We start from the raw sequence: 23,574 nt of genomic DNA, 5'->3' as shown, positions 1-23,574 counted from the left end.
CGGGGGCGTTGGATAATGGTAAAACCGAATTTATCATCGAGATTCAAGACTTTTGGACAATATGAATGCCGCGGTTCCAGTAATCTGTATGAATTTTTATCTAATAAAATTGCGGAGGATGAGGAATTGCTGGGTTTGGCATCTGAGGCGAAAGACGGCCAGCCTGTGCCGAATTTGTTTTTTGGGGCCATTCATTATCTGCTGCTAAAAGGGAAAGAACATGAGCTTAAGGAATTTTATCCAAGCTTAGTGGAAAATCCAGGAAATCCGCAGGAGTCATTTGAGAGTTTTAAAGATTTCTGCAGGCTGAATTCACAAGAAATTAAAGAGATAGTCAAATCAAAAATAGTTCAGACGAATGAAGTAAGGCGATGTGCTTACTTATTTCCGGTATTTGCTTATATTTTCCAGAAAATTGAAAAGCCGCTGGCCATGATTGAGATAGGGACAAGCGCCGGTCTGCAGCTTCTTTGGGACAAGTACAGCTACTCATATGGAACAGGAGAAACATACGGGAATCGAAACGCGAACGTTCATTTAACCTCTGAAATCAAGGGAGGCCATGTCCCGATTTTTCCTGAAGAAATGCCGCCGGTTGCTTCAAGAATGGGGGTTGATCTGTATATAAATGACCTGAAAAATCGGGAAGATTTTCTGTGGCTGAATTCACTTATCTGGCCTGAACATGAGGAGAGAAGAACCCTGTTCGAAAAAGCTGCCCAAAGTGTGAAAGAAAATCCAATCTGCCTGATAGAAGGAGATGGTGTTGAGCTTTTGCCGGGGCTGATAAAAGATATACCTGAAGAACATTCAATCTGTGTATTCCACACACATGTGGCCAATCAAATGCCAGCAGAAGTAAAAAAAGATCTGCTTGCAAAAATAAAAGCAAGCGGACGCATGAGGGATATCTTTCATATTTATAATAATATCCAGGACCGGAATCTTCATCTTGATTATTATCTGGGTTCTAAAGAATTCAAGAAACCAGTCGGCCAAACAGAAGGGCATGGAAAGTGGTTTACATGGGAATTGAATTAGACTCCATTAATCTTTCGCTCTCCGAAAATTTTGAAACTTGACATCATCTGTTATACTTATCTAGGTAAGTATATATTGTTTTAACCTATTAACAGATATATCTTGCAAATATTAAGTGATAGGTGGAAATACAAATGAGTCAAAAACCGTACAGAGTATTACTTTACTACATGTATGTTCCGATTGAGGACCCTGAAGAGTTCGCAAGGGAGCATAAAGCATTCTGCAATGAGCTGGGCCTTAAAGGGCGTATTCTTGTTGCGAATGAAGGAATTAATGGAACTGTATCCGGACCAGTGGAACAGACCGACCGCTATATGGAAGCGATGAAGCAGGATCCGCGCTTTGCGGAGATGGTTTTCAAAATAGATGAAGCAGATGGACATGCATTCCCTAAAATGAAGGTTCGTGCACGTTCCGAGCTTGTAACGCTTCGCCTTGAAGACGATGTGAACCCCAACGAGCTCACAGGCAAATACCTCGAGCCAAAAGAGTTCTTCGAAAGACTTCAGGATGAAGACACGATTGTGCTGGATGCACGAAATGATTATGAGTATGATCTTGGACACTTCAGAGGGGCGATCAGGCCGGATATTGAAAATTTCCGCGACCTGCCAAACTGGGTCCGTGAAAATAAAGAATTGCTTGGCGATAAAAAAATCATTACGTATTGCACAGGCGGCATCCGCTGTGAAAAGTTCTCAGGCTGGCTTGTAAAAGAAGGCTTTGAAGATGTAGCCCAGCTTCACGGAGGAATTGTCACATATGGAAAAGACCCTGAGGTACAGGGTCAGCTCTGGGATGGCCAGCTTTATGTTTTCGATGATCGCATTGGCGTTCCGGTTAACCAGAAGGAGCATGTAATCGTAGGAAAGGACTACTTTACTGGCGAACCTTGTGAGCGTTACGTCAACTGTGCAAATCCTGCATGCAATAAAAAAATCCTTTGCTCTGAAGAAAACGAGCATAAATATATGCGCAGCTGTTCTGATGAATGCCGCACGCATCCTCGGAACCGTTATATTGCTGAGCACGGCCTTTCAGAGGCAGAAGTGGAAGAAAGATTAGAGAAAGTTAAAGCATAAGGTGGTTAGAGCAGATTTTCCTTTATGGAAACTGCTCTTTTTTTATAGGAAACTTCATCTAAGCTGATATAATATTCTTAATAGTTTTTATGAGGTGGGTGGGATATGGAAAATTTACTGTTATTTCTGTTTATGTCGTTTCTGCTCGTCATTTTGCCGGGACCTGATACTGGAATCCTGATTCAAAACACGATTTCAAGCGGGAAAAAAAGCGGCATTCAAACGATGTTCGGATCTGTCGCCGGGCTGCTGGTCCACACAATGGCTGTTGTATTGGGTTTATCGGCATTAATTGTAAAGTCTGCTTACATTTTTTCTTTTATTAAGTATGCAGGTGCGATATATCTTATTTATTTGGGCATCGTTTCGTTAAAGTCTTTATCGAATAAACAGGTACTGGCTGATAAGGAGAGAAAGCATAAGAAAAACAAATCGCATTTTTTACAAGGGTTTTTCACTTGTGTATCCAACCCAAAAGTAGCTGTGTTTTTTCTAACGTTTTTTCCTCAATTTTTAAGTCCTGATGGGAATCACTTTGCGCAATTTCTTGCCATGGGCTTAATTTATAGTCTAATAACTATCATTTGGTTCTTTTTCTATGTATACCTGATTGACATCTTCAGGGCCTGGCTGAAAAAACCTGCTGTTAATAATGCAATTCATGGAGTTTCTGGTGTGGTTTTAATGGGCTTTGGCATTAAATTGGCACTTGAGAAACAGCCTTAAGAAATGGACTGCACAACCTCTAGATAGGTTGAAGCAGTTTTTTTATGGTTAAAAGGCGGAAATATACTCTTTTAATGTTACCAAAGCATGAATAATAAAAGTCATCTAAGAGACATTAACAAATAAAAAGGATTTTGCTATGATTGGACTCCTGGTAGCCACCATTCTTTTTAATTTAATTGCTTTTAAAACAAACAAGCGTTTGAGTAAAAATCAAATTTTACATATATGGACATTCACAATATCTGCTCAGCTGATATTTGATGTTATTGTTGAGTTTAAATATTGGGGATATTGGTACTTTGACAGAGAGCCGAATTGGTCAGGTTTGATGGCGCACATTGTGCTGGTTCCTCCGGTAAATATGATGTTTCTGAATTGGTATCCATTCAAAGGAGATCTTATTAAACGATTTTCTTATTTCTTTTTTTGGGTGGTGGCCATTTTGCTGTATGAAATCATCGCCTTATTGCCTGATCCCTGGGGGTATTTTCACTATGGCTGGTGGAGATTGTGGCATACGGCAATACTTGACCCATTTCTCCTTCTATTAATGGTGATATATTATAAATGGATTATCATGCTGGAAGAGGAACTTAAATAATTGATGATTCAAAAGGGGGACATGCTCCCCCTTTTTGTGTTGCAAAAATGAATTCAGGCAGATGACTATGATACAATTTTGGTATAGATTTTCCCGGAAGGAGAACATTTGTGGATATTAAATTGACTCACAAAATGATAAAAGAATTGTGTGGAACTGTCTCCTTCAAAAGAGGGGACGCCTTTTTCAGGAATAATAAAGTAACGATAAATAAATACAATGGTGATATTTGTGAGGCAACAGTATCTGCTGGTGAAGCTTTTTATGTTGAAGTAGAGAAGACTCCAGGTAATGGCTTCAAAACAACATGCAGCTGTCCCAAGCTTGCATCATTTGATAAAGAATGCCAGCATGCCGCGGCTGTGCTGCTGGAAATTTATGATATGCAGCAAAATAGATCGCCACAGCTTTCCGCAGGAAGCCTTGAAGCTTCTCCGGAAAACGCCTTAACTGATAGCCTCATGACACTTTTCAGTGAACAGCCGGGAAGGTCAAGCGGGCACCAGCTTCATTTTGAAAACAGGCAAGTACTAAAGCCTGAGTTTATTTGTGTGCCTGTTCATTTAGGGAAAGGTCATTATTTGTTAGCCATTAAATGTTCCATCGGCCCAATTGCTGTACTGGATATCCGGCAATTTCTCCACTCGGTAAAAGAGGGGAAACCAAGCCTATTATCACTATCTTTTTCCTATGATCCCGCCCTGCATTGTTTCCCGCCTGAAGCGGATGCCATCCTTCAGCAGATGATACAGGTAATACACGATGAATCCATTTATATCAATGCTTTAATGGATGATTTCGATTATACAGCGAGCAAGCATATGCTCTTAATCCCTCCATCATCTTGGGAACGGCTGAAGCCTGTTTTGGCGCTCGCAGAAAAAGTAAAGCTTGAAATAACAGGAAAAACATTTGATCGAATGGCTTTTTCAGAGGATCGGCTGCCATTGCGATTTGAACTGGCCGAAACAAAAGATAATTGTTTTTTACATGTTAAAGGACTGGATCGGTTGCTGATCTTGGATTCATACAGTGCTGTTCTAACCGGCGGCAAATTCATCCTGCTCCAGAAAGATGACTGTAAGCGCCTGTATGATTTAACACAAATGCTGGAGACTGCCGGAAAAAATGAAATTCCGATAGCTGCTGAACAAATGGAGATGTTTCTGGAAAAAGTGGTTCCTGGATTGAGAAAACTGGGGGATGTCCATATCTCTGAAGACATGTCACACAGATTTATGAAAACTCCTTTGACTGCCAAGCTGTACCTGGACCGTCTGCGGAACCGGCTTCTGGCAGGAATTGAATTTCATTACGAAAATATCGTGATCAATCCGCTGGAGAGCAGAGAGCCGAAGGGCGGAACGCGAATTATTAGAGATGTGGCACTAGAGGATGAGATCCTTCAGCTTATGGAGGAAAGCTCTTTTGCCAAGACGGATGGAGGCTATTTTCTGCAGAATGAAGAACTGGAATATGAATTCCTTTATCATGTTGTCCCTAAACTGCAAAAATTGGTGCAAATATATGCGACTATGTCTGTCAGAAACCGGATATTCAGAGAGAATGCCAAACCGCAGATACGGATAAAAATGAAAAAAGAGCGGACCAATTGGCTGGAGTTCAAGTTTGAATTGACCGGCATAGCTGACCAGGAGATACGGGATATATTAGGTGCACTTGAGGAAAAACGAAAATTCTATCGCCTAAAAAATGGCGCGCTTCTTTCATTGGAAACAAGGGAATTTGAGGAAATCCAGCATTTTCTGAAAGCTGTGCCCGAGCAGGCAGAGGATCTGGAGAGCGGTTTGAATATGCCGATTGTATCTGGTCTTAGAATGCTGGACGCAGCTGGTGAGCAGGAAATGTTCCGTCATGAGGAATCCTTTAGGAAGTTTTTGGCGGAGCTTGAGGATCCATCATGCCTTAAGATTTCTGTCCCGGAAAACCTTGATTCTATTTTAAGGGAATACCAGAAAAATGGATTTAAATGGTTAAAGACAATGGCCCATTATGGATTTGGCGGCATTTTGGCCGATGATATGGGACTTGGGAAGACACTGCAAAGCATTGCTTTTATTCACTCTGACCTTAAGGATATTAGGGAAAATACCTGCCCTGCCCTTATTGTGTGCCCTTCATCCTTAACGTACAACTGGTTAAGCGAACTGACGAAGTTCACACCGGACATCCAGGCAATTGTCATTGACGGAAATCAAAATGAACGGGCTGAGCTTCAGAAGGATTTATCCGGCGTGGATGTGGTTATTACTTCCTATCCGCTGGTACTTAAAGATATTAAATGGTATGGGATGCAGCAATTTCACACGGTATTTTTCGACGAAGCACAGGTATTTAAAAATCCGGTCACCCAAACAGCGAGAGCAGTGAAGAAAATCCGAGCCAACTATCGCTTTGCTTTAACAGGCACACCCGTTGAAAATTCTGCGGAAGAACTGTGGTCTATTTTTTATGTCGTCTTCCCTGAATTGTTTGGCGGCTTAAAGGATTACGGAAATTTAACAAGGAAGACGATTGCCAGAAGGGTTCGGCCCTTCATGCTGAGAAGGGTGAAGGAAGATGTTCTTTCGGAGCTGCCTGAAAAGGTGGAGCTTATTGATACTGCTGAATTGCTGCCGGATCAGAAGAAGCTCTATGCGGCTTATCTGGCAAAACTGAGAGAAGATACCTTGAAGCATTTAAATAAAGATACACTCAGAAAAAACCGCATAAGAATCCTTGCTGGTTTGACACGGCTCCGTCAGATTTGCTGCCACCCTGCTTTATTTGTGGATGGATATAAAGGGAGTTCAGCAAAGTTTGAACAGCTCAAGAGAATTATCGAAGAATCCAGATTGTCTGGCAGAAGAGTGCTTATTTTTTCGCAGTTCACTAAAATGCTTGACCTTATTGGCCGAGAACTTGCCCTTCTGGGTCTGCCGTTTTACTACCTGGATGGACAGACGCCTTCTGCGGAAAGAGTGGAAATCTGCCGCCGATTTAATGAGGGGGAGCGCGATTTTTTCCTGATTTCATTGAAGGCAGGCGGTACGGGTCTAAATTTGGCTGGTGCAGATACAGTCATCTTATATGATTTGTGGTGGAACCCCGCCGTTGAAGAACAGGCAGCCGACCGGGCTCATCGCATAGGGCAGAAAAATACCGTCCAGGTAATAAAATTAATGTCGAGAGGCACCATCGAAGAAAAGATGAATGAACTCCAGGATAAAAAGAAAAACCTGATTGAAGAAATCATCGATTCGAATGAAAGTGCAGCCGGCAGCCTGACGGATGAGGATATACGGGAAATCTTGATGATTTAAAAAGGTGCTGGGTTCGGACACAAAAATGGAAAAGCGTGGTCGCTGAGTCGGAAGTTGCTCCAGGTTCGGACACAAAAATGGAAAAGCAAGGATGCTGAGTCCGAAGTTGAGCCAGGTTCTGACACAAAAATGGAAAAGCAAGGATGCTGAGTCTGAAGTTGTCCTTGGTTCAGACACAAAAATAGAAAAACCCCGATTTTGAGTCTGAAAATGTTGTCTATCATGGGGATTGAAGCAGCTTGTTTGACTATTGCAGAATAAGACGGTTCTTATTCAAAATGACGCGTCCCACAAGGCGCGTCTTTTCTTACGCAAAAGATTAAAGGAGGATTTTTCCATCTCTTGGAGAATTTCATTATGAATAATAGTTTGGGGGGAGTTCAAATGTGCAAAGTGGCATCAAAAGAATTTAAAGCTGTTGTTATAAGGAGCAATGGTCTATTTAAGGATTATGCCCGTCTGGTGCCTGAAGCAGCTCAGGCCTTTTTGAAGCAGGGCCATCTTGTTCAAAACAGCAGCGGTTTAGAAGCGGCCTTTTATGAACCTAAGAGAGGGGAAGACCACTTAGAGGGAACCTTTTTTACCGGGTATTTAGTTCATGAAAAAGCAGAAATGCTGCCAAATGGGATGGAGTATATAGAGGCCAGGCACACTTATGCATCGATCAGAGGAAAGACTGCTGACATGGGCGATTTGCATACGCGGCTTAACAATTGGCTCAGTGAGAATAACCGCCAGCAGTCTTTTGATCATTATATTATTGAAGTTTTTTATCCGGCTCCAAATGAGGAGGAAGAGGTAGAAGTTTTTATTCCAATCAAAGATTAAACCGCTCAGAAATTTGAGCGGCTGCTGTCTTAAATCTCTTTCGATGAAAGGGGAAGAAAGAGCTTTACCCCTTTCTTATTAAAGGGCAGGATTTTTAAATCGGCAATCAAATGGCTTATGTAACCGGCAAGGCAGGTATAATAGACTCCTTCTATGCCAAGAGATATTTCAAGTCTTGAAGAAATGAATGCGAAAAAAATAATGCCCAGCAGGGAATGAGTATAACTGCGGTGGGAAACAAAGGAAGCTATCAATATATAAATCCCAAATAATATGAGCCAAAGTTCCTGCAGAATGACGCCACCTGCCAGGACACCAATTCCCGTAATGGTCAGCATATGTTTTTGCCTGATTTTTGCAGAAATGGCGGTCATACTGATTCCTATAGCCATTCCAAGCCATTTCTCTTTAGGGGAGCCCTCATAAAAACTATAAATAATCATTAAAATTCCAATGATTTGGGCAACCGTCTGAACGACTTCATGTGATAGTGTAAGCCGGTCACGAAGCTTCCCATCAATATCGAGATCAGGTACTAATCCTGAAACACTCCCGAGACCGACTAATAAAAGGGTTGTGGAGGGACTGGCGTGAACAGTGTTCGCAACCACGTATCCTGCTGCTGCTCCAATTGCTGCATGGGCGGTACCATTCAAAATTATTTCCACCTTTATGTGATATTTGCATTTTTTTCATGCATTCTTTTATTATACCAAAACATTTGTTCTATTTGGCGGTTAATAGATTAAAATCTCCCGGCAGTTCATGGTATAATGTGGACAAAGCTAAAGCATACATAATTGAATTTGTATCTAAGGAAGGTATTTATGTCAGAGGAAAACATAACGAGGATTCATTTAGACGGCAAGGAATACATACTGATCGGAACAGCACACGTGTCAAAGCATAGTGCAGAACAGGTGAAGGAAGTCATTGAGGCTGAACAGCCTGACTCTGTTTGTGTGGAATTGGATGAACAGAGATATCAGTCGATTACAGAAGGCAGCAAGTGGAAGGAAATGGATATTATCCAGGTGATTAAGGAAAAGAAAGCATCACTGCTTTTAATGAATCTGGCGATTTCATCCTTTCAAAACCGTATGGCAGACCAATTTGGCATTAAGGCAGGCCAGGAAATGATCCAGGGGATTGAGTCAGCCAAGGAAACAGGGGCAAATCTCGTTCTGGCTGACCGCAATATCCAGATCACCTTTGCAAGGATTTGGGGCAACCTTGGATTAAAAGGTAAATCACTGCTTCTCAGTCAGGTAATAGCAAGTATTTTCAGTAAAGATACTATAACTGAAGAAGAACTTGAAAAAATGAAGAATCAGGATACAATAAATGCGATTCTAAATGAATTTACCGATAGTTTTCCACGACTAAAAAAACCACTCATTGACGAGCGGGATCAATACCTCGCGCAGAAAATTAAAGATGCGCCAGGAGAAAAAATTGTTGCGGTGCTGGGGGCGGCCCATGTACCTGGGATCAAAGAGGAAATCAAAAAAGAACAGGACATGGCCAAATTGACTGAGCGTCCTCCAAAATCCAGTGTTCCAAAGATCATTGGCTGGAGTATTCCGGTGTTCATTTTAGCCATCATCGCCTATACCTTCTTCGCAAATCCTTCTGCGGGTCTTGCGCAGACGATCAGCTGGATTATATGGAATGGGTCCTTGTCAGCACTGGGAGCTGCTATTGCAATGGGGCATCCGCTGACGATTCTGACTGCCTTTGTTGCAGCACCCATTACGTCTCTGAATCCCCTTCTTGCAGCAGGCTGGTTTGCCGGACTGACACAAGCATATATGAGACGCCCCAACGTAAGAGATTTTGAGACCTTAACAGAAGATGTATTCAGTGTTAAGGGATTTTGGAGAAACAAAGTGAGCCGTATTTTATTGATTGTTGTCCTATCCAATTTGGGCAGCTCACTCGGAACCTTTATTGGGGGAGCAGATGTAATCAGAGTGTTTTTTGAAAATTTATAATTGACGAATTTGAGGTGAAACCAAGATGGTTTCACCTTTTTTGATATTTTTACCGCACTTAATATGATGCCGGAAATCTTTTTAATAAATTTGCGAATGGCGGGGAACCATATATCAGACAAAATGCAGGAGGGAAAGATATGCCTGGCGGAAATAAACAAGATAAGCTTACTGCAGCTGAACACGCAACCCTTTGGTCGCAATATGTAAATGATAGTCTTTCTGTTTGTATCCTTCGGTATTTCTTAAATCATGTGAAGGACAAAGAGATCCGCAAAGTACTTGAATATGCCCTTAAATTATCTGAAAGCCACATCACTAAAATTAAAGGGTTTTTATCGAGAGAGAATCAGCCAATTCCTGTTGGCTTTACGGAAAAAGATGTTCATGTTGATGCCCCGTTACTATTTACCGATGTTTATATGGGGGTGTATATACATATAATGTCTATACATGGGGGCACCCGATATGCAGGTGCTATTGGCAATGCCACAAGGCAGGATATCAGGAAGTATATGAAGCAGGTGATAGATGAATCGCTGGAATTATTTGATCGCTCTTCAGATGTGTTGATTGATAAAGGAGTAATTGTTAAACCACCGATATTAAACAAACAGCAGGAAATTGATTTTATAAATAAACAGAGTTACTTAACGGGATGGTTCGGAAAGAGGAGGCCAATAAATTCGATTGAAATTAGCGGGGTTTACGTGAATATGCAGAAAATGATGATGAAGATTGTTTTAGAGCTCGGATTTGGACAGGTTGCCCAATCCAGGGAAGTTCAAAAATATATGGAAAGAAGCAGGGTGATTTGCCGCAAGCATCTTGAAACTTTATCTGGTCTATTAAAACAGTCGAATTTGAATATTCCCAGTACATTTGAGGCAGAAGTAACGGATTCAACGATTCCTCCCTTTTCCGATAAACTTATGATGTATCATATCTCAACTCTTCTATCAGCCTCTATAGGCTTTTATGGGGAAGCGATGTCCATGACGCAGCGCAGGGATATTGCAGCACTATATGCAAAAATGATTGCCGAAGTTGGAATTCTGGCAGAAGACGGGATGAATATTATGATAGACCACGGCTGGTTTGAAAAGCCGCCTATCGCTACTGACCATGAAGATCTGTCAAAGAAAAAGTGAGGATAAGTAGTACTAAATTGAGGTCCAGCCACCTGTTCCAGGCAGCCGGGCTTTTTTATCTGTCTGCAGCAATGGTCTTTCTTTTATAGAGCACCGACCCCAATAGGAAGGTAACCGCACCCCAAATCACCATCACGGCAATTCCTGCCCAAAGAGACGCCGTAGCTATGCCGGTTTCATACACCATGCTTTCTCTTAAACCATCAGCGAAATAGGTGAGCGGCAGAACAGCCGAAATCGGCTGAATCCATTCAGGCATCGTTTCAATAGGGAAGAACACGCCGCTTAAAAACATCATGAGAAAGCTGCAGATATTGGCAACCCCCATATAAGCCTCAGTCGTTTTGCTGAAGGAGGAGAAGAAGTAGCCAAGAGCATTAAAGGATAATGCGCCGATCAAAAATACGATAATCAGTGTAAAAGTGTTTATATAAAGATTGGCCCCAAACACGAGTACTCCTATTAAAGACAGCAGGATGATCTGCACAATACTGAACAAAAGTCTCATAACCATATCACTTAAACCGAATATCCCCATATTGGCCGGTGTCATGCGAAGTCTTTTGATTAATCCCTTTCTGCGCATTTCCACCAGATCCACCATGCCAAACATGCCGCCCTGGGCAATGGATAAAGCAATCATGCCAGTTAAAAGGAAATCGGTATAATCCAATTCATTGGTGCCTGATGTAATCGATTCATATTGCAGATCATATTTTGGAGAAGCACCTGCAGCCAATAAATTAGCCTGCTGGACAAACTTATCCAGAATGCCGGAAACGGCCTGGGCTGCTGCACCCTGTTCATTTTCTTTATTGACAACAAGAAGCACGGAGGATGCTTCCGCTGACTCCGGCAGGATAATGGCGGCGTCCACTTCCTGATCTTTTACCCATTCCTCCGCTTTTTTCCGCGTAACCGGTTTTCCTGACTTAACCTCAATAACAGGAAGCTCACTGATCTGAGATAGCATCATCTCAGAAGCTGGATTCGGACTTGGCTCCACTATAGCAACCTCTGTTTTAAACTCTTCATCTGAATTACCGCTGAAAATGACCATAAAGATGACCATTAAAATAACAGGGAAAAAGATGCCCCAGAACCATGCCTGTTTTTCACGAAGAGTTAATTTCAGCTGCGCCAAAAACATCATTTTAAATTGATGAAGTGTATTCATATTAATCCCTCCATTCTTTGCCGGTAAATGCAATAAACACATCTTCCAGGCTCATTTCCCGTATGGAGACCTGTTCCACTCCGTATGATTTGTCTTTTGTAAATTTAAATAAGTCCAAAAGGGTTTCTTCCGGCTTTGATGCCCAAATTTTCAGAGCAGCCCCTTCACGTTCCGTTTTGGAAACGGATGCCAGCTCCTTAGAAAACCCGTCAGCGTCCTCAGCGGCTTTTTCTCCATCAAGGAAGCTCAGTCTTATTTCCCGCTCATCCGTCAGCTTCTCAATGAGTGCGGAAGGGGAGTCGAGCGTAATCACGTTCCCCTGGTCCACAATGCATACCCGGTCACTTAGCTTTTCCGCTTCTTCCATGTAATGTGTCGTTAAAATGGTCGTTTTGCCTAATTCCTTAAGATGGAGAATAATATCCCATATATTTCTTCTGGCCTGGGGATCGAGTCCGGTAGTCGGTTCATCCAGAAAAATGATTTCCGGGTCACTAATCAGCGCCAGCCCAATGGCGAGCCTTTGCCTCTGGCCGCCTGAAAGTTTTTTAACGTGATTTTTGCGGTGCTCAGTCAGGTTAACAATCTCAAGAATCTCTTCCGTTGGCCGGGCATGGTCGTAAAAGGAAGCAAAAAGGTTAAGGTTTTCTTCTGGTGTCAGCAAATCAAACATGGCACTTGACTGAGGCTGTACCCCAATTTTCTTTTTTATCGAAACTGCATGCTTATTCCAATCGAGTTCACCAAAATGAATTACGCCATTGTCAGGTGAAACAAGGCCTTCAATCATTTCCAGTGTCGTCGTTTTACCTGCTCCGTTAGGTCCTATTATGGTGAAAACTTCACCGGCATGAACCGAGAAACTGATATCCTGGACAGCCTTGATGGAGCCAAAGGATTTCTGCAGATTCCTTACCTCTAAAACAGTCATTCATTTTCCCCGCTTTCATGACAAGTTTAATTCAATATCCTGCAAAATTCCTAACCTTTTATTTAATACGTTGCTATTATTGAAAAAATTCACTTTTTTAGTAAAATTAACAATATCGATTGGTACCATAATATGGGACAAACCAAAAAAGTGAATGTTGTTTGATAATGAGGCTTTTTCGATAATAAGCAGGGGGGAAGTGCAGATGATGTGTAGAACTCGCAAAGGTGAAGAAGAAAGACTTTATGAAGGAAAGCTTGAACGGATTAAAGAGACTATTAAACTGTCAAAATATCTTATAAACCAACCAGCAGCAAATAGGAATAAGTGAGCTTCCCATTGTGTGAAGCTCACTTGAATGCAGGCCGTTATGTTAACCTCATTGGAGTATTCAAATTATGGGAATCCCGGTAGGATCGATAAGAGACAAATCTTTTTCCATGTGAGGATCCATCCAATTGAAGGATACGTTCATTAATTGTCTCCATATACAGAAAGTCATTATTCGCATTTAAACGGTAGAAAGTGTAGGTGTTTCCAAGGAGCTCTTTCTTTGTTATTTGCGTGTCGGGATGCTGCTGGATGAAATCTGACAGCTGTTTAACAGAAACGGAAGGAATGTCTGCCATTTCATAAAGCTTCCCTTTAAGATTGGATTTTAGCTTGTTTACGGCACTCATTGCCTTTTCTTTATATTTATTTCTGGACATGAAGTCACTCCTTGATAATGAGATATTAAGAATAATTTCCATTTGCAGAAAGAATAAACATTCCCGCGAGGAAAGTCAAGAATAGTAACATATGCAAAATATTGTTAAAAATTTTCACTGTAATATGAATGAAAAGGAAGTGCATAGTTTTGTATAATCGAACGGATTATTTAATTCCCGATTGTGAGAATTGTTTTGGGCTTTGCTGTGTGGCCCTCCCATAGGCAAAATCTGCTGACTTTGCTTTTGATAAGGAAGCAGGTAAACCATGTCCCAATCTGCAGGCTGATTTTCGCTGTCAAATACATACAGGCTTCAGGGGATGCACCTCATTTGAATGCTTTGGTGCAGGCCAGAAAGTTTAATTCAGCAAAAGGGGATATGTATACGAAGCTGCCAAAGGGATTACAGAGACCACAGTATTGGGTGAATTAAAATGAAAGAAGAGATGCCGTATGATACAGAACGAAATCGTGCTTGTTATCAGTACAACGATTGTGCAAGACGGCAAAGTGCTGATGATAAAAGAAAATAAAGCCACAGTAAAGAATAAATGGAATTTCCCGTCCGGCCGTGTTGAAAAAGGGGAAGATATCCTTGAGGCTGCATGCAGGGAAGTTAAAGAAGAAACAGGCCTGGATGTAAAGCTGACTCATACAACTGGAATCTATAACTTTATCAGCAGTACGGACCATCAGGTCATCTTATTTCATTTTATTGCTCAAATAACAGGGGGGTTTTTGAGCCTTCAGGAAGAAGAAATTGCCGATAGCAAGTGGGTGAATCTCTCAAACCTTAATCGCTTTAGAGACGGGGAACTCCGTAATGCCAAAGTCATCAGGCAAATTCTTGATGCCGTAAAAGCTGATAGGCTTTATCCCCTCGAATTGTTTATAAAATTAAGCTGATAAAGCGAAAGGGATTTTTAGGAATTTTGTCGAAAATATACCCTATCGAAAAAAATAGGCGGGGTATGAATGGAGCTTAAAATTAAGAATGAATATTTTAATAAAGCAATTGGAGAAGTAAGCAGTGCAATTTCAGCTAAGACTCCTTTTCCTATTTTGACCGGGATAAAGCTGACTGCATGTGAGGACCATTTAACACTCACTGGAAGCAGCTCTGATATTGTGATTGAAAAGGTCATTCCTGCATCTGATGAAGAAGCTGGACTTGAAATTGAAGAGACTGGAAGTGTTGTAGTAACATCCAGATACCTGACAGAGCTCATTAAAAAGCTGCCGGGTGACATACATATTAATGTGGATGAAAAGAATAGCATGACAGTACTGTCAGACGAAATCCTCACTTCCTTAAATGGATTTCCTGCTGAAGAATATCCAGCACTTCCCGATTTTGAAGATTCTCAAGGAATTGAATTTTCTTCTGCAAAATTAATAGAAATGATAAAGCAAACCGTGTTTGCTGTTTCAAAGAATGATACCAGGCCGGCTCTTACGGGTGTACATATGAATTTTAGCGGAAGTAGCTTTTCATGTGCCGCAACCGACTCACATCGATTAGCATTCCTGGAGACAAGGACCCTTTCCCCATCTAACGGCTCTTTCATTGTTCCGGGCTCCAGCTTGAAGGAACTTTTAAAGCTATTAACTCATCAGGAAGAAAGTGAAATACAAATCTTTTCATCAGAGAGCTATTTAGTTTTCAAAACAAAATCCATCATGCTCTGTTCACGGCTTATTGAAGGCAAGTATCCCGATGTAACCGGACTCATCCCTAATGATGCGAAAACAGTAATAAAACTGGATGCAAAGAAACTATTAAAGGGAATTGACCGCGCCTGCCTTTTTGCGCATGAGTGGAAAAACAATAATGTCCTTTTGGAGATAAAAGAAGACGCATTGAAAATATCCTCTGTTTCTTCTGCGATCGGAAAAATTGAAGAAACCCAGCCTCTAATAGAATTGACTGGCGAGAGGGAACTATCCATTTCACTTGATGGGAACTTTTTAATGGATGCCCTAAAAGCCATACAGGAAGAGCATGTTCTTTTAAGCTTCAGCGGCTCAATGAGACCGGTCATAATCAAGCCTATCAGCAGCGAGTCTTATATTCAGCTGGTTTCGCCTGTCCGCTCCTATTAAAAGTTGAACTTTATACTCAATGCACCCTCCATCAGCAAAACCAGCTGGTGAGGGTGCTTTTTTGCGTCCTGCAAATACAAGTCTATATTTCCATTTACACCCTATATAAAATAGAAGAGATAAGATTAATGCAATCCTCGTAAAGGCAGCTAACTACATTTGACCTCTGAGTTGATTGGAGCGGAGGGCGCTTGACTCCTGCGGGAAGTGAGGGAAGTGTGAGACCCCGCAGGCGGAGCCGAGGAGGCTCGCATTCCTCCCCGCGGAAAGCAAGTGCCTGGAGAGGAAATCAACGGGCAAAATTTAGAAAACACAAATCCAATCTTAAGAAATTCTTAAGATTTCTATTACATTAATGTTAAGATTTTACGTTTAGTATAAAAATATAAAAACGAGCACCTTGAAAGCAGGGGGATTATGGATAAGTATAATGTACTTGTCGTAGATGACGAAAAAGAGATCAGGGACGCCATTGAAATTTATCTCAAAAATGAAGGCATCACCGTTTTAAAAGCAAAAGATGGAATCGAAGCTCTGGAGCTTTTGAATGAGCAGCAAGTGCATCTGATCATTTTAGATGTCATGATTGATGCCAAGGCTGGATGGTATTTCGGCTACATATAAAATTCGCGAGAAGAAAAACATTCCGATTATCATACTGAGTGCCAAGACAGAGGATACCGATAAAATCCTCGGTCTGCAGGTGGGAGCGGATGATTATGTGACCAAGCCCTTTAATCCGATGGAACTGGTTGCCCGCGTGAAATCGCAGCTGAGAAGATATGTGACATTCGGAACGTTTGAAGGAGTTAAAAAGGTCATTGATCTGAACGGTCTCATGCTGGATAAGGAAGCAAAAGCAGTGAGTGTTAATGGAGAGCCCGTGAAAATGACTCCGATCGAATACAAGATTGTTGAACTTTTAATGACGAATGCGGGACGCGTTTTTTCCATAGATGAAATTTACGAACGGGTATGGAACGAACCATGCTATAACGCGGAAAATACGGTGGCGGTACATATTCGGAAAATCCGTGAAAAGATTGAAATCGATCCGAAGAATCCGAGATATTTAAAGGTGGTATGGGGAATTGGATACAAGATGGAAAAATAGGTTCATCATTGCGATGATTATGGTTTTATTTGCATTCGGAGCAAGCGGCGTTTTGTCAGTTCTGATTAATGGCAGGGAATATGCAAACCCGGATTACTTTCACACTGGAGAGTTCAGAAGTGAAATGGATCAATATGCCGGCTATCTTGAATTGTTTGAACTGAATAACGTAACCATAGAAAAAGCCAAAGAAGCGATAGAGGTGACGGAAGAGGAAATTAATGAGCATCGTTATCGTTATGGAACACTACCTGAACAAATTGATAATATTAGAAACCAATATGAGCCCAGGATTCAAGAGGCAAAGGATATAGAAAATAATGAATTTGCCAAGGCTCTGACCGATCAGATGAACAAAAGAATCGATGACATCACCAGGAATTTTGAAAGTGATGAGCACGTCCGTCCTAAAGTAGTGAAAGAAAAAGAAGAAAAACTTGAACAGTTTTTTAAGGAAAAAGAGCAAATGAGTGATCAATACGATTTTTATAAGGATTCATTTACTTATTATTTCGAGGACACTGCTTCTGGTGAAGTTTACACCAATTTAACTTTATCCAAGAATGAATCTCCGGATGAAGTCATGGAAAAAGAAATGCTATATCATACAGATTACACAATGGATAAAAATTATTTCCTTCATTATATTATGGGAGAATATGTGGAGCTTGATCAGGCGCTGGTCGAATCGCAATCAGGCTCCTTTAGGGGCAAAATTGGCCTTGCTAAAAACCTTCCTGATTCAAATATGTTCATTGACCAGAATAATCATTTCAAGCAAAAACAGATTGTATTATTAATTTATGGCGGTTCAGCTGTTTTAGCCGTTATCGCTGCATTGATTGCTGGCAGAAAGTCAAAGGCACTGTCAGCTGAAATCAAAAGGTGGGAGCCTTTATACAATAAGATGCCTATTGATTTACGAATCACATTCTTAGGGTTATCAGCAATGGGCAGCATTTTGGCGCTTTTTCTGGTAAACGATTTTCTTATAGACAGCTACAACATCCTTTCACGTGTGATGGAATTGATTATTGTTCTCCTTGGAGCATCGGTTCTTTGCGGCCTGACAATTGTTCAGCTCAAATATATTGCAGGTGAATGTAAGGATTTGGAAAACGTAAAATCAGTCTTGAAAAAAAGTATGATTTATAGAGCGGCCGGCGGTTTGAAAACAAGCCTCCAGGAAGCCTTTTTAAACCGGAGCACAGGAACGCAGCTGTTTGTTGTGCTATTAATCATCTTCGGAATGGGGATGGGTTCAATTATCATGTTCTTCCACCCGGTGTTAGCCCTATTTTATGTAATGGTCATAGCTTTTGCAGGTGTGCCGCTTGTTATGGCACTAATCAGACGTGTTGGCTATTTCAACCGGATTATCGAGACCGCAAATGATTTGGCTTCGGGCCACATGGGACAGGACTTGCCGGTTAAAGGAAAAGGCGTTCTGGCTTCACTCGCAGGAAATATGAATGTGTTGAAGCAGGGCGTAAAAACGTCCCTTAGTGAACAGGCAAAAAGCGAAAGGCTGAAAACGGAACTTATTACAAACGTCAGCCACGACTTAAGGACACCTTTAACCTCCATTATTACGTACACGGAGCTGCTGAAGTCAGGTGATGTTTCTGGAGACGATCGCTCAGCCTACCTTGAGATTATTGGCCGAAAGTCAAAACGGTTGAAAGTTTTGATTGATGATTTATTCGAGGTCTCAAAGATGGCAACCGGCAATATTGAGCTTAGAAAGGAAAGAGTGGACCTGGTCCAGCTGCTTCAGCAGGCGCTTGCAGAGCATGATAATGCCATTAGGGAATCAAATCTGCAGTTCCGCGTCACCAAGCCTGACCATCCGGCAATTGCCAATGTGGATGGTCAGAAGCTCTGGCGTGTGTTTGATAATTTAATAGGTAATATCCTTAAATATTCATTGGAACATTCACGGGTCTATATTGCCCTTGCGAAAGTCAAAGGCCAGGCAGTCATTACGTTTAAAAATGTTTCAAAATACGAGCTGGATGACCAGAGTGAAGAATTGTATGAGCGTTTTAAGCGCGGAGATAAATCAAGGCATACAGATGGTTCTGGCCTGGGGCTCGCCATTGCCAAGTCAATCATTGACCTTCATGAAGGGAATCTCGAAATAGATACAGATGGTGATTTGTTCAAGGTGAGCATTTCACTGAAATTAGAGGAGTAAGGGAAGAGGGGAATTATGGATATCGCAGAGCTGTATTCCTGCCATTACAAACGGCTTTATCATATATGTTTTTCGATGACAAGAGACGCGTATCTTGCAGAAGATATCGTTCAGGAAACGTTTATTAAAGCTATGAAGAAGGCGGAAACAATTATAGATGAAGAAAAAGCAGGGGCATGGCTGTCTGTCATTGCCAGAAGAACCGCACTGGATATTATTCGACGAGAAAAGCGGAAAGCTGCAGTGCCGATGGAGCAGGACATGCTTGAAAGCTTCTGCCTCATTACAAGGCAAGATGTCGAACAGGAAGTGGAATCGGGTTTTGCGCTTAAGGAAATCAAGTCAGCCATCAGGCAGCTTGCATTGAACTACCAGGAAGTTCTTTTGCTCAAGGTTGATGGAGGATTAAAAGAGCAGGAAATTGCCACCGTTCTAAATTTAAAGCCTTCCACTGTGAAAACCAGGATTTTCAGGGCAAGAAAGCAGATGAGAGCTTTGACGGGATTAGGAGCTTAATTGAAAGAGAGTTGACCTAGTAACTTTACTGGTCTGCTCTCTTTTTTTGTTTTGAGAAAATATTTTTGAAAGTAATTAAAAAACATTAGGTCAAATTAGAGCTTCCTGCTATTGCCGGAAGCTCGCAGCCTTTTTTTATTCCTTTCCATTCTGTTATCGAAGAATTTCCGGGCCTCGTGTTTTATCATACTTCTGATCGTTCTTAGTATTTTCATATTCATCACCATTATAGGAATACGCGGAAGACAATATTTTGTGCCAGTCCGTGTATCGGCAGAAATAAACAAAAGACTCCTGCTCCGGTGATCAGAGGCAGCAGTCTTTCAGCGGGTATTAATTTCTTTCAGGAGTGCCAGGCGGCATATAGCTTGGCGGGATTCTCAGCCAGCCTCTTTCTTTCATTAAATTCTTAAGGGGGGATGCTATTTCCATTAAATGCACCTGTAAGGAAAATAACATTAACCCCACATCTGTTCTGACGGTTTTAATCATAGCTTGTGCACAAAAGGTGATGCTTGCTGCGATTTTTACAGATATTAAATTAGCTATTTCATCATCCGTTAACTTTACACCTTCAGGAACAGAATCCGGGTTGGAAAGTGGTTTTTCTGCATTAGTTAAAGGTAGCGGCACCCCTTCTTTAAGCAGAAAATCTTCAATCATTTTTGTGTCTGCCCTGCTTCCTTCAATGGTAGAGCGGATGGTATGCAACAGCTCAGGATCTGTGGTCATATTTAAGGCAATAAAGTAAAGGGAATGGGCTTCATGGAATGCTGTATACAGAGTCCATAAATCCATAACCTCCCCGACATGCAGCGGCGGTTTGGGTTCGTTATCAGCAAAATTCTTAATGGTTTCCTTAATGGCCTCGAATGGGTTACGCATTATTTCACCCCATAATATGTATTTTTTTTAGTTTTACCTATATTTTCAATTTCATTCGATTTTAAGGAAGGGACTTATTATTTTTTGAAACTATTTTTGAGAATATTCGTAATACATTAAGAACAGTTCTTACTCGGAAAAGGGGAATTTTGATTGAGAAATAGAGTGCTGAAGAGACTTTCATATCTTTTTACCGGAGAATCAATGAGTCTTATCATGTTTGTATTCATCAGTTACCTGGTGAACTTTACCTATCCGGATCTCCATTTATATTCACTGTTTTCTTTCTGGTCATCATTTCTGCTGCTGGAGGTCATATTGCTTCAGGGCTCCATTTATTGGTTTGCAAAATGGAAGCGATTAAAAAGAGAGAATACCTTAGTTGCCCCAATCAGGCTTGTACAGCGGCTATGGGTTTCTAAGAAATGGAATCTGGGCATGATCACAGTGATTCCAGGTGCATTCATTATATGGCATCCGGCAGTTCCACTGGGGTTTGTGATTGCCGGCTTTATCTATGTCTTTGCCATTCTGGAATATATCAACTATTTTCATATTCAGCTATCTTATGACAATCGTTCTGACATTAACAGTCTTAAACAGACTAAACGATTTAAACAGGCTTGTTTGAGCAAGGAATTTAAAAGGCTGGGGAATTTAAAAGCAGATGGCAGGAAATTATTGTGAGCAGATGGAACATACACGATATAGTATTGGTGGAATCAGCAGTTTAGAAGAAATAATGAAAAAGGGGGTTGGCCAGGTGTGTATGGGGTTTTATGCTAAATATAAAGAAAGAGATTCTGAACTTCCGCGACATAGAGAAAATATAATGCAGTCAATTGAAAAGGATTTGATACATGATCAAAATGTATTGTCTGTTTTTTATGGCGGCTCGGTTGGAGAAAACAATACGGATTTATTTTCAGACATCGATGTGAGGATTGTCGTAAAAGATGGGGCATTTGAGGAGTATAGGCATAATAAAAGAGAAAGGGCAAAAAAATGGGGAGATGTTTTATTTTTCGAAGATAATCTACGGGCAGCGCATACTGTTGCACACTACACTAATTTCTTAAAAGTTGATGCATTTTATTATTCTACTAAACAGCTTTGGCCAACTGTATGGCTTCAAAATATTAAAATTGTTCATGATACCGATGGATTAATGCTTGAATTATCCGAAAGATCAAGGGATTTAACTTACCAGCCTGGTATTGAAGATATAGAAAGCTGGAGAAATAAATTTTTTGCATATGTTCATGAAATATACAGACGAGTGAGACGGGGTGAGGTATATTATGCTCTTCGCTGTCTGGACAATCTCCGGTTATCCATGATAACTGCATGGCATATGGAAGCAGGGGTGCAGCCAAATACATTTGGAGACTGGGCTAGGTTGCAAGGAACAAGGAGCAAACTTGAAGCCTCGCAGCTGATTCTTCTGGAAGAATGGTTCAGCAGCCCGGAACCCTCTGAAATTATGAAGGTAATGACATGCATTTTCCCTGAATTCAGAAGAGTACATGCATGTCTGTGTCATAAGGTTGGGCTTGAGGAAAATAGTGATTTGGTGGATCAGGTCCTCGGAATGGTTATTTGAAAAATACATATTAAATAGATGAAAGCAGGAGATTAGAATGGCAAAAGTAGTTGGGTTCGAATTAAACTTCCAGGATCCGGAAAAAGCAGCTGAGATTTATTCCAAAGTTTTATCTGGGAGATAGAAGAGCCGAAGTGAGGATATCGGCCCGTCCAGACTGATGGAGTTCAAAATCAAGCAATTAATGGAGGATATGATAACTTGAAATGAAGCGGGGACATCCACAATAGGGACCATCGTTGGGATTTTGCTGCTGCCGACATTCATAGCGATTTTCTCAAGAGCCATTATCCGTCTCGCCGATGCAGAAGGTTCTGTGCCTTCGCTGCTAAAAGTCGGGTTTAGCTGGAAATCGGCAAAGACAGCAATCAAACATTTTAAGTTTCCGAGAATGTCCTATTTAGATGGGCTTAAACTCAGTGAAATACCGAAACGGCTATTTTTATTCAACATGTTTGTAACCGCCATATATACAATTGGAGTGCTGTCTGCTCTATATGCTTCGCTTCTTACTCATGATAGCTCAACAACAGCTATGATGGCATCTGGTCTCATAAACGGTGTGGCAACGATCCTTCTATCTATTTTTGTCGACCCGAAAATTTCTGTCATGTCAGATAATGTGGTGCATGGAAAAGCCAAATATACGAACCTAAAAGGGATTTCGATTATGATGGTTACCTCCAGATTGGCCGGCACCGTCCTTGCACAGATCATGTTTATACCCGGGGCCTATTATATTGCGTGGGCTTCAAAGTTTTTTGTATAGAAAAACGGCACTGCTCATCCAGTGCCGTTTTCTATTTAGATACTTTCGCTTTTGCGCTTGCTGATGAATTTGTAAGTAAAGAAAATAATGAGTCCCGCAAGGATAATCAGGACTAGAGGAAGGGCATAGCTATTGAATATCTCCTCTGCTTCCTTATAATGAGGGCCAAGTTTAAACCCCAGATAAACATAGAATGCGGTAATCGGGAGCATTGCCAGGAACGTATAGATCGAGAACTTCCACACATTCATTTTGGCCATTCCGCATGGAATCGATATCGCTGTACGGACAACCGGCAGAAAGCGGGCAAAGAAAGCGACCCCTGAACCGTATTTTTCAAAGAACTTGTCCGATGCATCAATCTGTTTTTGTGAAACTAAGAAGTATTTTCCGTATTTTAAAACCATGGGACGGCCGCCATATCGGCCCAGCGCATATAAAGTCAGCGGCCCGATCGTTCCTCCCACAGTGCCTGCTAATACAACCAGATAATAATTAAAGTCACCCTGAAAGACCCAAAAGCCGGCCAAAGGAAGAACCACTTCTGCCGGAACAAATTCAAAGCAAAGTGAAAGCAATATTCCAAAATAAGAGAACTGTTTTAAAAATTCAATTAAGCTGATAACAATTTCTGACATAGGCACACATCCTGTTAATTTATAAAAAGGTAATTCTTCAAGTACATAAGTCAGTCTAACGGGTAATAGGAAAACAATCAAGTATTTATCGCTGTCTAACGGTCAGTAAGACCCCGCTTCAAGACTCAGAAGAACCAAAGGAGGATAAACGGGGTCAAACTGCCCGTAAAGGCCCGA

The 23,574-nt window shown here is 41.3% G+C and carries 21 protein-coding genes and 3 pseudogenes; 18 read left to right on the top strand and 6 right to left on the bottom strand.

Features of this window, described 5'->3' with window-relative positions; translation table 11 throughout:
• Positions 1–12: 12 nt before the first annotated feature.
• From BFI01S_RS12525 to BFI01S_RS12500, 6 genes are all read left to right on the top strand, one after another.
• A complete protein-coding gene (locus BFI01S_RS12525) occupies positions 13–1,041 on the top strand; it encodes a DUF2332 domain-containing protein (protein ID WP_411814602.1) in 1,029 nt (342 codons plus the stop codon).
• Positions 1,042–1,175: 134 nt separating this feature from the next.
• Entirely contained in the window at positions 1,176–2,126 is a 951-nt protein-coding gene (gene trhO, locus BFI01S_RS12520) for an oxygen-dependent tRNA uridine(34) hydroxylase TrhO (protein ID WP_061792919.1), read from the top strand.
• 105 nt (positions 2,127–2,231) lie between these two features.
• Entirely contained in the window at positions 2,232–2,852 is a 621-nt protein-coding gene (locus BFI01S_RS12515; protein ID WP_061792918.1) for a LysE family translocator, read from the top strand.
• 139 nt (positions 2,853–2,991) lie between these two features.
• The gene (locus tag BFI01S_RS12510; RefSeq protein WP_061792917.1) at positions 2,992–3,456 is read left to right on the top strand and encodes a hypothetical protein; all 465 of its coding nucleotides are present in this window, start codon (positions 2,992–2,994) and stop codon (positions 3,454–3,456) included.
• A 110-nt stretch (positions 3,457–3,566) separates the two neighbouring features.
• Positions 3,567–6,779 (top strand): DEAD/DEAH box helicase, encoded by a 3,213-nt coding sequence (locus BFI01S_RS12505; RefSeq protein WP_061792916.1) that lies wholly within the window; start codon positions 3,567–3,569, stop codon positions 6,777–6,779.
• A gap of 384 nt (positions 6,780–7,163) precedes the next feature.
• Positions 7,164–7,607: a GyrI-like domain-containing protein gene (locus BFI01S_RS12500; protein ID WP_061792915.1), complete on the top strand. Its 444-nt coding sequence runs from the start codon at positions 7,164–7,166 to the stop codon at positions 7,605–7,607.
• Positions 7,608–7,636: 29 nt separating this feature from the next.
• On the opposite strand, the gene BFI01S_RS12495 is transcribed toward BFI01S_RS12500, so the two are convergent.
• Positions 7,637–8,263 (bottom strand): metal-dependent hydrolase, encoded by a 627-nt coding sequence (locus BFI01S_RS12495; RefSeq protein ID WP_061792914.1) that lies wholly within the window; start codon positions 8,261–8,263, stop codon positions 7,637–7,639.
• 171 nt (positions 8,264–8,434) lie between these two features.
• Here BFI01S_RS12495 and BFI01S_RS12490 point away from each other — a divergent pair, with 171 nt between their 5' ends.
• Together BFI01S_RS12490 and BFI01S_RS12485 are read left to right on the top strand one after the other, a co-directional pair.
• A complete protein-coding gene (locus BFI01S_RS12490) occupies positions 8,435–9,601 on the top strand; it encodes a TraB/GumN family protein (protein WP_061792913.1) in 1,167 nt (388 codons plus the stop codon).
• 140 nt (positions 9,602–9,741) lie between these two features.
• Positions 9,742–10,752: a DUF3231 family protein gene (locus tag BFI01S_RS12485; protein ID WP_061792912.1), complete on the top strand. Its 1,011-nt coding sequence runs from the start codon at positions 9,742–9,744 to the stop codon at positions 10,750–10,752.
• 55 nt (positions 10,753–10,807) lie between these two features.
• On the opposite strand, the gene BFI01S_RS12480 is transcribed toward BFI01S_RS12485, so the two are convergent.
• On the bottom strand, positions 10,808–11,929 hold the full coding sequence (locus BFI01S_RS12480; protein WP_235831176.1) for an ABC transporter permease: 1,122 nt from the start codon (positions 11,927–11,929) through the stop codon (positions 10,808–10,810).
• A gap of 1 nt (position 11,930) precedes the next feature.
• Entirely contained in the window at positions 11,931–12,860 is a 930-nt protein-coding gene (locus BFI01S_RS12475; protein ID WP_061792911.1) for an ABC transporter ATP-binding protein, read from the bottom strand.
• Positions 12,861–13,065: 205 nt separating this feature from the next.
• On the opposite strand from BFI01S_RS12475, the gene BFI01S_RS24365 reads away from it, so the two are divergent.
• Positions 13,066–13,191 carry a hypothetical protein gene (locus BFI01S_RS24365; RefSeq protein ID WP_268875328.1) on the top strand — a complete coding sequence of 42 codons (126 nt, stop codon included), beginning with the start codon at positions 13,066–13,068 and terminating at the stop codon, positions 13,189–13,191.
• Between the two features lie 37 nt (positions 13,192–13,228).
• Here BFI01S_RS24365 and BFI01S_RS12470 read toward each other — a convergent pair whose 3' ends face one another.
• The gene (locus BFI01S_RS12470; RefSeq protein WP_061792910.1) at positions 13,229–13,570 is read right to left on the bottom strand and encodes a hypothetical protein; all 342 of its coding nucleotides are present in this window, start codon (positions 13,568–13,570) and stop codon (positions 13,229–13,231) included.
• A gap of 128 nt (positions 13,571–13,698) precedes the next feature.
• On the opposite strand from BFI01S_RS12470, the pseudogene BFI01S_RS24005 reads away from it, so the two are divergent.
• The 6 genes and pseudogenes from BFI01S_RS24005 to BFI01S_RS12440 all read left to right on the top strand — a co-directional run.
• Positions 13,699–13,932, top strand: a pseudogene (locus tag BFI01S_RS24005) (pentapeptide repeat-containing protein); the annotation flags it as partial.
• 93 nt (positions 13,933–14,025) lie between these two features.
• On the top strand, positions 14,026–14,478 hold the full coding sequence (locus BFI01S_RS12460; protein WP_061792908.1) for an NUDIX hydrolase: 453 nt from the start codon (positions 14,026–14,028) through the stop codon (positions 14,476–14,478).
• Between the two features lie 69 nt (positions 14,479–14,547).
• The gene (dnaN, locus tag BFI01S_RS12455; RefSeq protein ID WP_061792907.1) at positions 14,548–15,675 is read left to right on the top strand and encodes a DNA polymerase III subunit beta; all 1,128 of its coding nucleotides are present in this window, start codon (positions 14,548–14,550) and stop codon (positions 15,673–15,675) included.
• Positions 15,676–16,092: 417 nt separating this feature from the next.
• Positions 16,093–16,789: pseudogene (locus BFI01S_RS12450) on the top strand (response regulator transcription factor).
• A complete protein-coding gene (locus BFI01S_RS12445) occupies positions 16,767–18,986 on the top strand; it encodes a HAMP domain-containing sensor histidine kinase (protein WP_235831175.1) in 2,220 nt (739 codons plus the stop codon). Before BFI01S_RS12450 ends, BFI01S_RS12445 begins: the two are co-directional and overlap by 23 nt.
• Before the next feature lie 15 nt (positions 18,987–19,001).
• The gene (locus tag BFI01S_RS12440; protein ID WP_061792906.1) at positions 19,002–19,502 is read left to right on the top strand and encodes an RNA polymerase sigma factor; all 501 of its coding nucleotides are present in this window, start codon (positions 19,002–19,004) and stop codon (positions 19,500–19,502) included.
• A gap of 333 nt (positions 19,503–19,835) precedes the next feature.
• Here BFI01S_RS12440 and BFI01S_RS12435 read toward each other — a convergent pair whose 3' ends face one another.
• A complete protein-coding gene (locus tag BFI01S_RS12435; protein ID WP_061792905.1) occupies positions 19,836–20,387 on the bottom strand; it encodes a DUF3231 family protein in 552 nt (183 codons plus the stop codon).
• A 153-nt stretch (positions 20,388–20,540) separates the two neighbouring features.
• Between BFI01S_RS12435 and BFI01S_RS12430 the strand changes: the two genes are divergently transcribed.
• The 3 genes and pseudogenes from BFI01S_RS12430 to BFI01S_RS12420 all read left to right on the top strand — a co-directional run.
• On the top strand, positions 20,541–21,074 hold the full coding sequence (locus tag BFI01S_RS12430; protein ID WP_061792904.1) for a hypothetical protein: 534 nt from the start codon (positions 20,541–20,543) through the stop codon (positions 21,072–21,074).
• Positions 21,055–21,990: an aminoglycoside 6-adenylyltransferase gene (locus tag BFI01S_RS12425; protein ID WP_320414856.1), complete on the top strand. Its 936-nt coding sequence runs from the start codon at positions 21,055–21,057 to the stop codon at positions 21,988–21,990. The genes BFI01S_RS12430 and BFI01S_RS12425 overlap by 20 nt, the downstream gene beginning before the upstream one ends.
• Before the next feature lie 220 nt (positions 21,991–22,210).
• Positions 22,211–22,759: pseudogene (locus BFI01S_RS12420) on the top strand (lipid II flippase family protein); the annotation flags it as partial.
• Between the two features lie 35 nt (positions 22,760–22,794).
• Here the strand turns inward: BFI01S_RS12420 and BFI01S_RS12415 are convergent.
• Positions 22,795–23,397, bottom strand: coding sequence for a DedA family protein (locus tag BFI01S_RS12415; RefSeq protein WP_061792903.1), 603 nt, complete (start codon positions 23,395–23,397; stop codon positions 22,795–22,797).
• Between the last annotated feature and the right edge of the window lie 177 nt (positions 23,398–23,574).

Origin of the sequence: Cytobacillus firmus NBRC 15306 (genome assembly GCF_001591465.1) — a bacterium.
GTDB lineage: Bacteria > Bacillota > Bacilli > Bacillales > Cytobacillaceae > Cytobacillus > Cytobacillus firmus.
This window is presented reverse-complemented; position numbering and strand designations above follow the sequence as displayed.

Bases quoted from the DNA above. Each gene is read 5' to 3' on its own strand.
- BFI01S_RS12510 (WP_061792917.1), top strand. From the start codon at position 2,992: ATGATTGGACTCCTGGTAGCCACCATTCTTTTTAATTTAATTGCTTTT.
- BFI01S_RS12470 (WP_061792910.1), bottom strand. From the start codon at position 13,570: ATGTCCAGAAATAAATATAAAGAAAAGGCAATGAGTGCCGTAAACAAG.
- BFI01S_RS24365 (WP_268875328.1), top strand. From the start codon at position 13,066: ATGATGTGTAGAACTCGCAAAGGTGAAGAAGAAAGACTTTATGAAGGA.
- dnaN (WP_061792907.1), top strand. From the start codon at position 14,548: ATGGAGCTTAAAATTAAGAATGAATATTTTAATAAAGCAATTGGAGAA.
- BFI01S_RS12480 (WP_235831176.1), bottom strand. From the start codon at position 11,929: ATGAATACACTTCATCAATTTAAAATGATGTTTTTGGCGCAGCTGAAA.
- BFI01S_RS12500 (WP_061792915.1), top strand. From the start codon at position 7,164: ATGTGCAAAGTGGCATCAAAAGAATTTAAAGCTGTTGTTATAAGGAGC.
- BFI01S_RS12515 (WP_061792918.1), top strand. From the start codon at position 2,232: ATGGAAAATTTACTGTTATTTCTGTTTATGTCGTTTCTGCTCGTCATT.
- BFI01S_RS12460 (WP_061792908.1), top strand. From the start codon at position 14,026: ATGATACAGAACGAAATCGTGCTTGTTATCAGTACAACGATTGTGCAA.
- BFI01S_RS12425 (WP_320414856.1), top strand. From the start codon at position 21,055: ATGGCAGGAAATTATTGTGAGCAGATGGAACATACACGATATAGTATT.
- BFI01S_RS12490 (WP_061792913.1), top strand. From the start codon at position 8,435: ATGTCAGAGGAAAACATAACGAGGATTCATTTAGACGGCAAGGAATAC.
- BFI01S_RS12475 (WP_061792911.1), bottom strand. From the start codon at position 12,860: ATGACTGTTTTAGAGGTAAGGAATCTGCAGAAATCCTTTGGCTCCATC.
- BFI01S_RS12440 (WP_061792906.1), top strand. From the start codon at position 19,002: ATGGATATCGCAGAGCTGTATTCCTGCCATTACAAACGGCTTTATCAT.
- trhO (WP_061792919.1), top strand. From the start codon at position 1,176: ATGAGTCAAAAACCGTACAGAGTATTACTTTACTACATGTATGTTCCG.
- BFI01S_RS12435 (WP_061792905.1), bottom strand. From the start codon at position 20,387: ATGCGTAACCCATTCGAGGCCATTAAGGAAACCATTAAGAATTTTGCT.
- BFI01S_RS12415 (WP_061792903.1), bottom strand. From the start codon at position 23,397: ATGTCAGAAATTGTTATCAGCTTAATTGAATTTTTAAAACAGTTCTCT.
- BFI01S_RS12485 (WP_061792912.1), top strand. From the start codon at position 9,742: ATGCCTGGCGGAAATAAACAAGATAAGCTTACTGCAGCTGAACACGCA.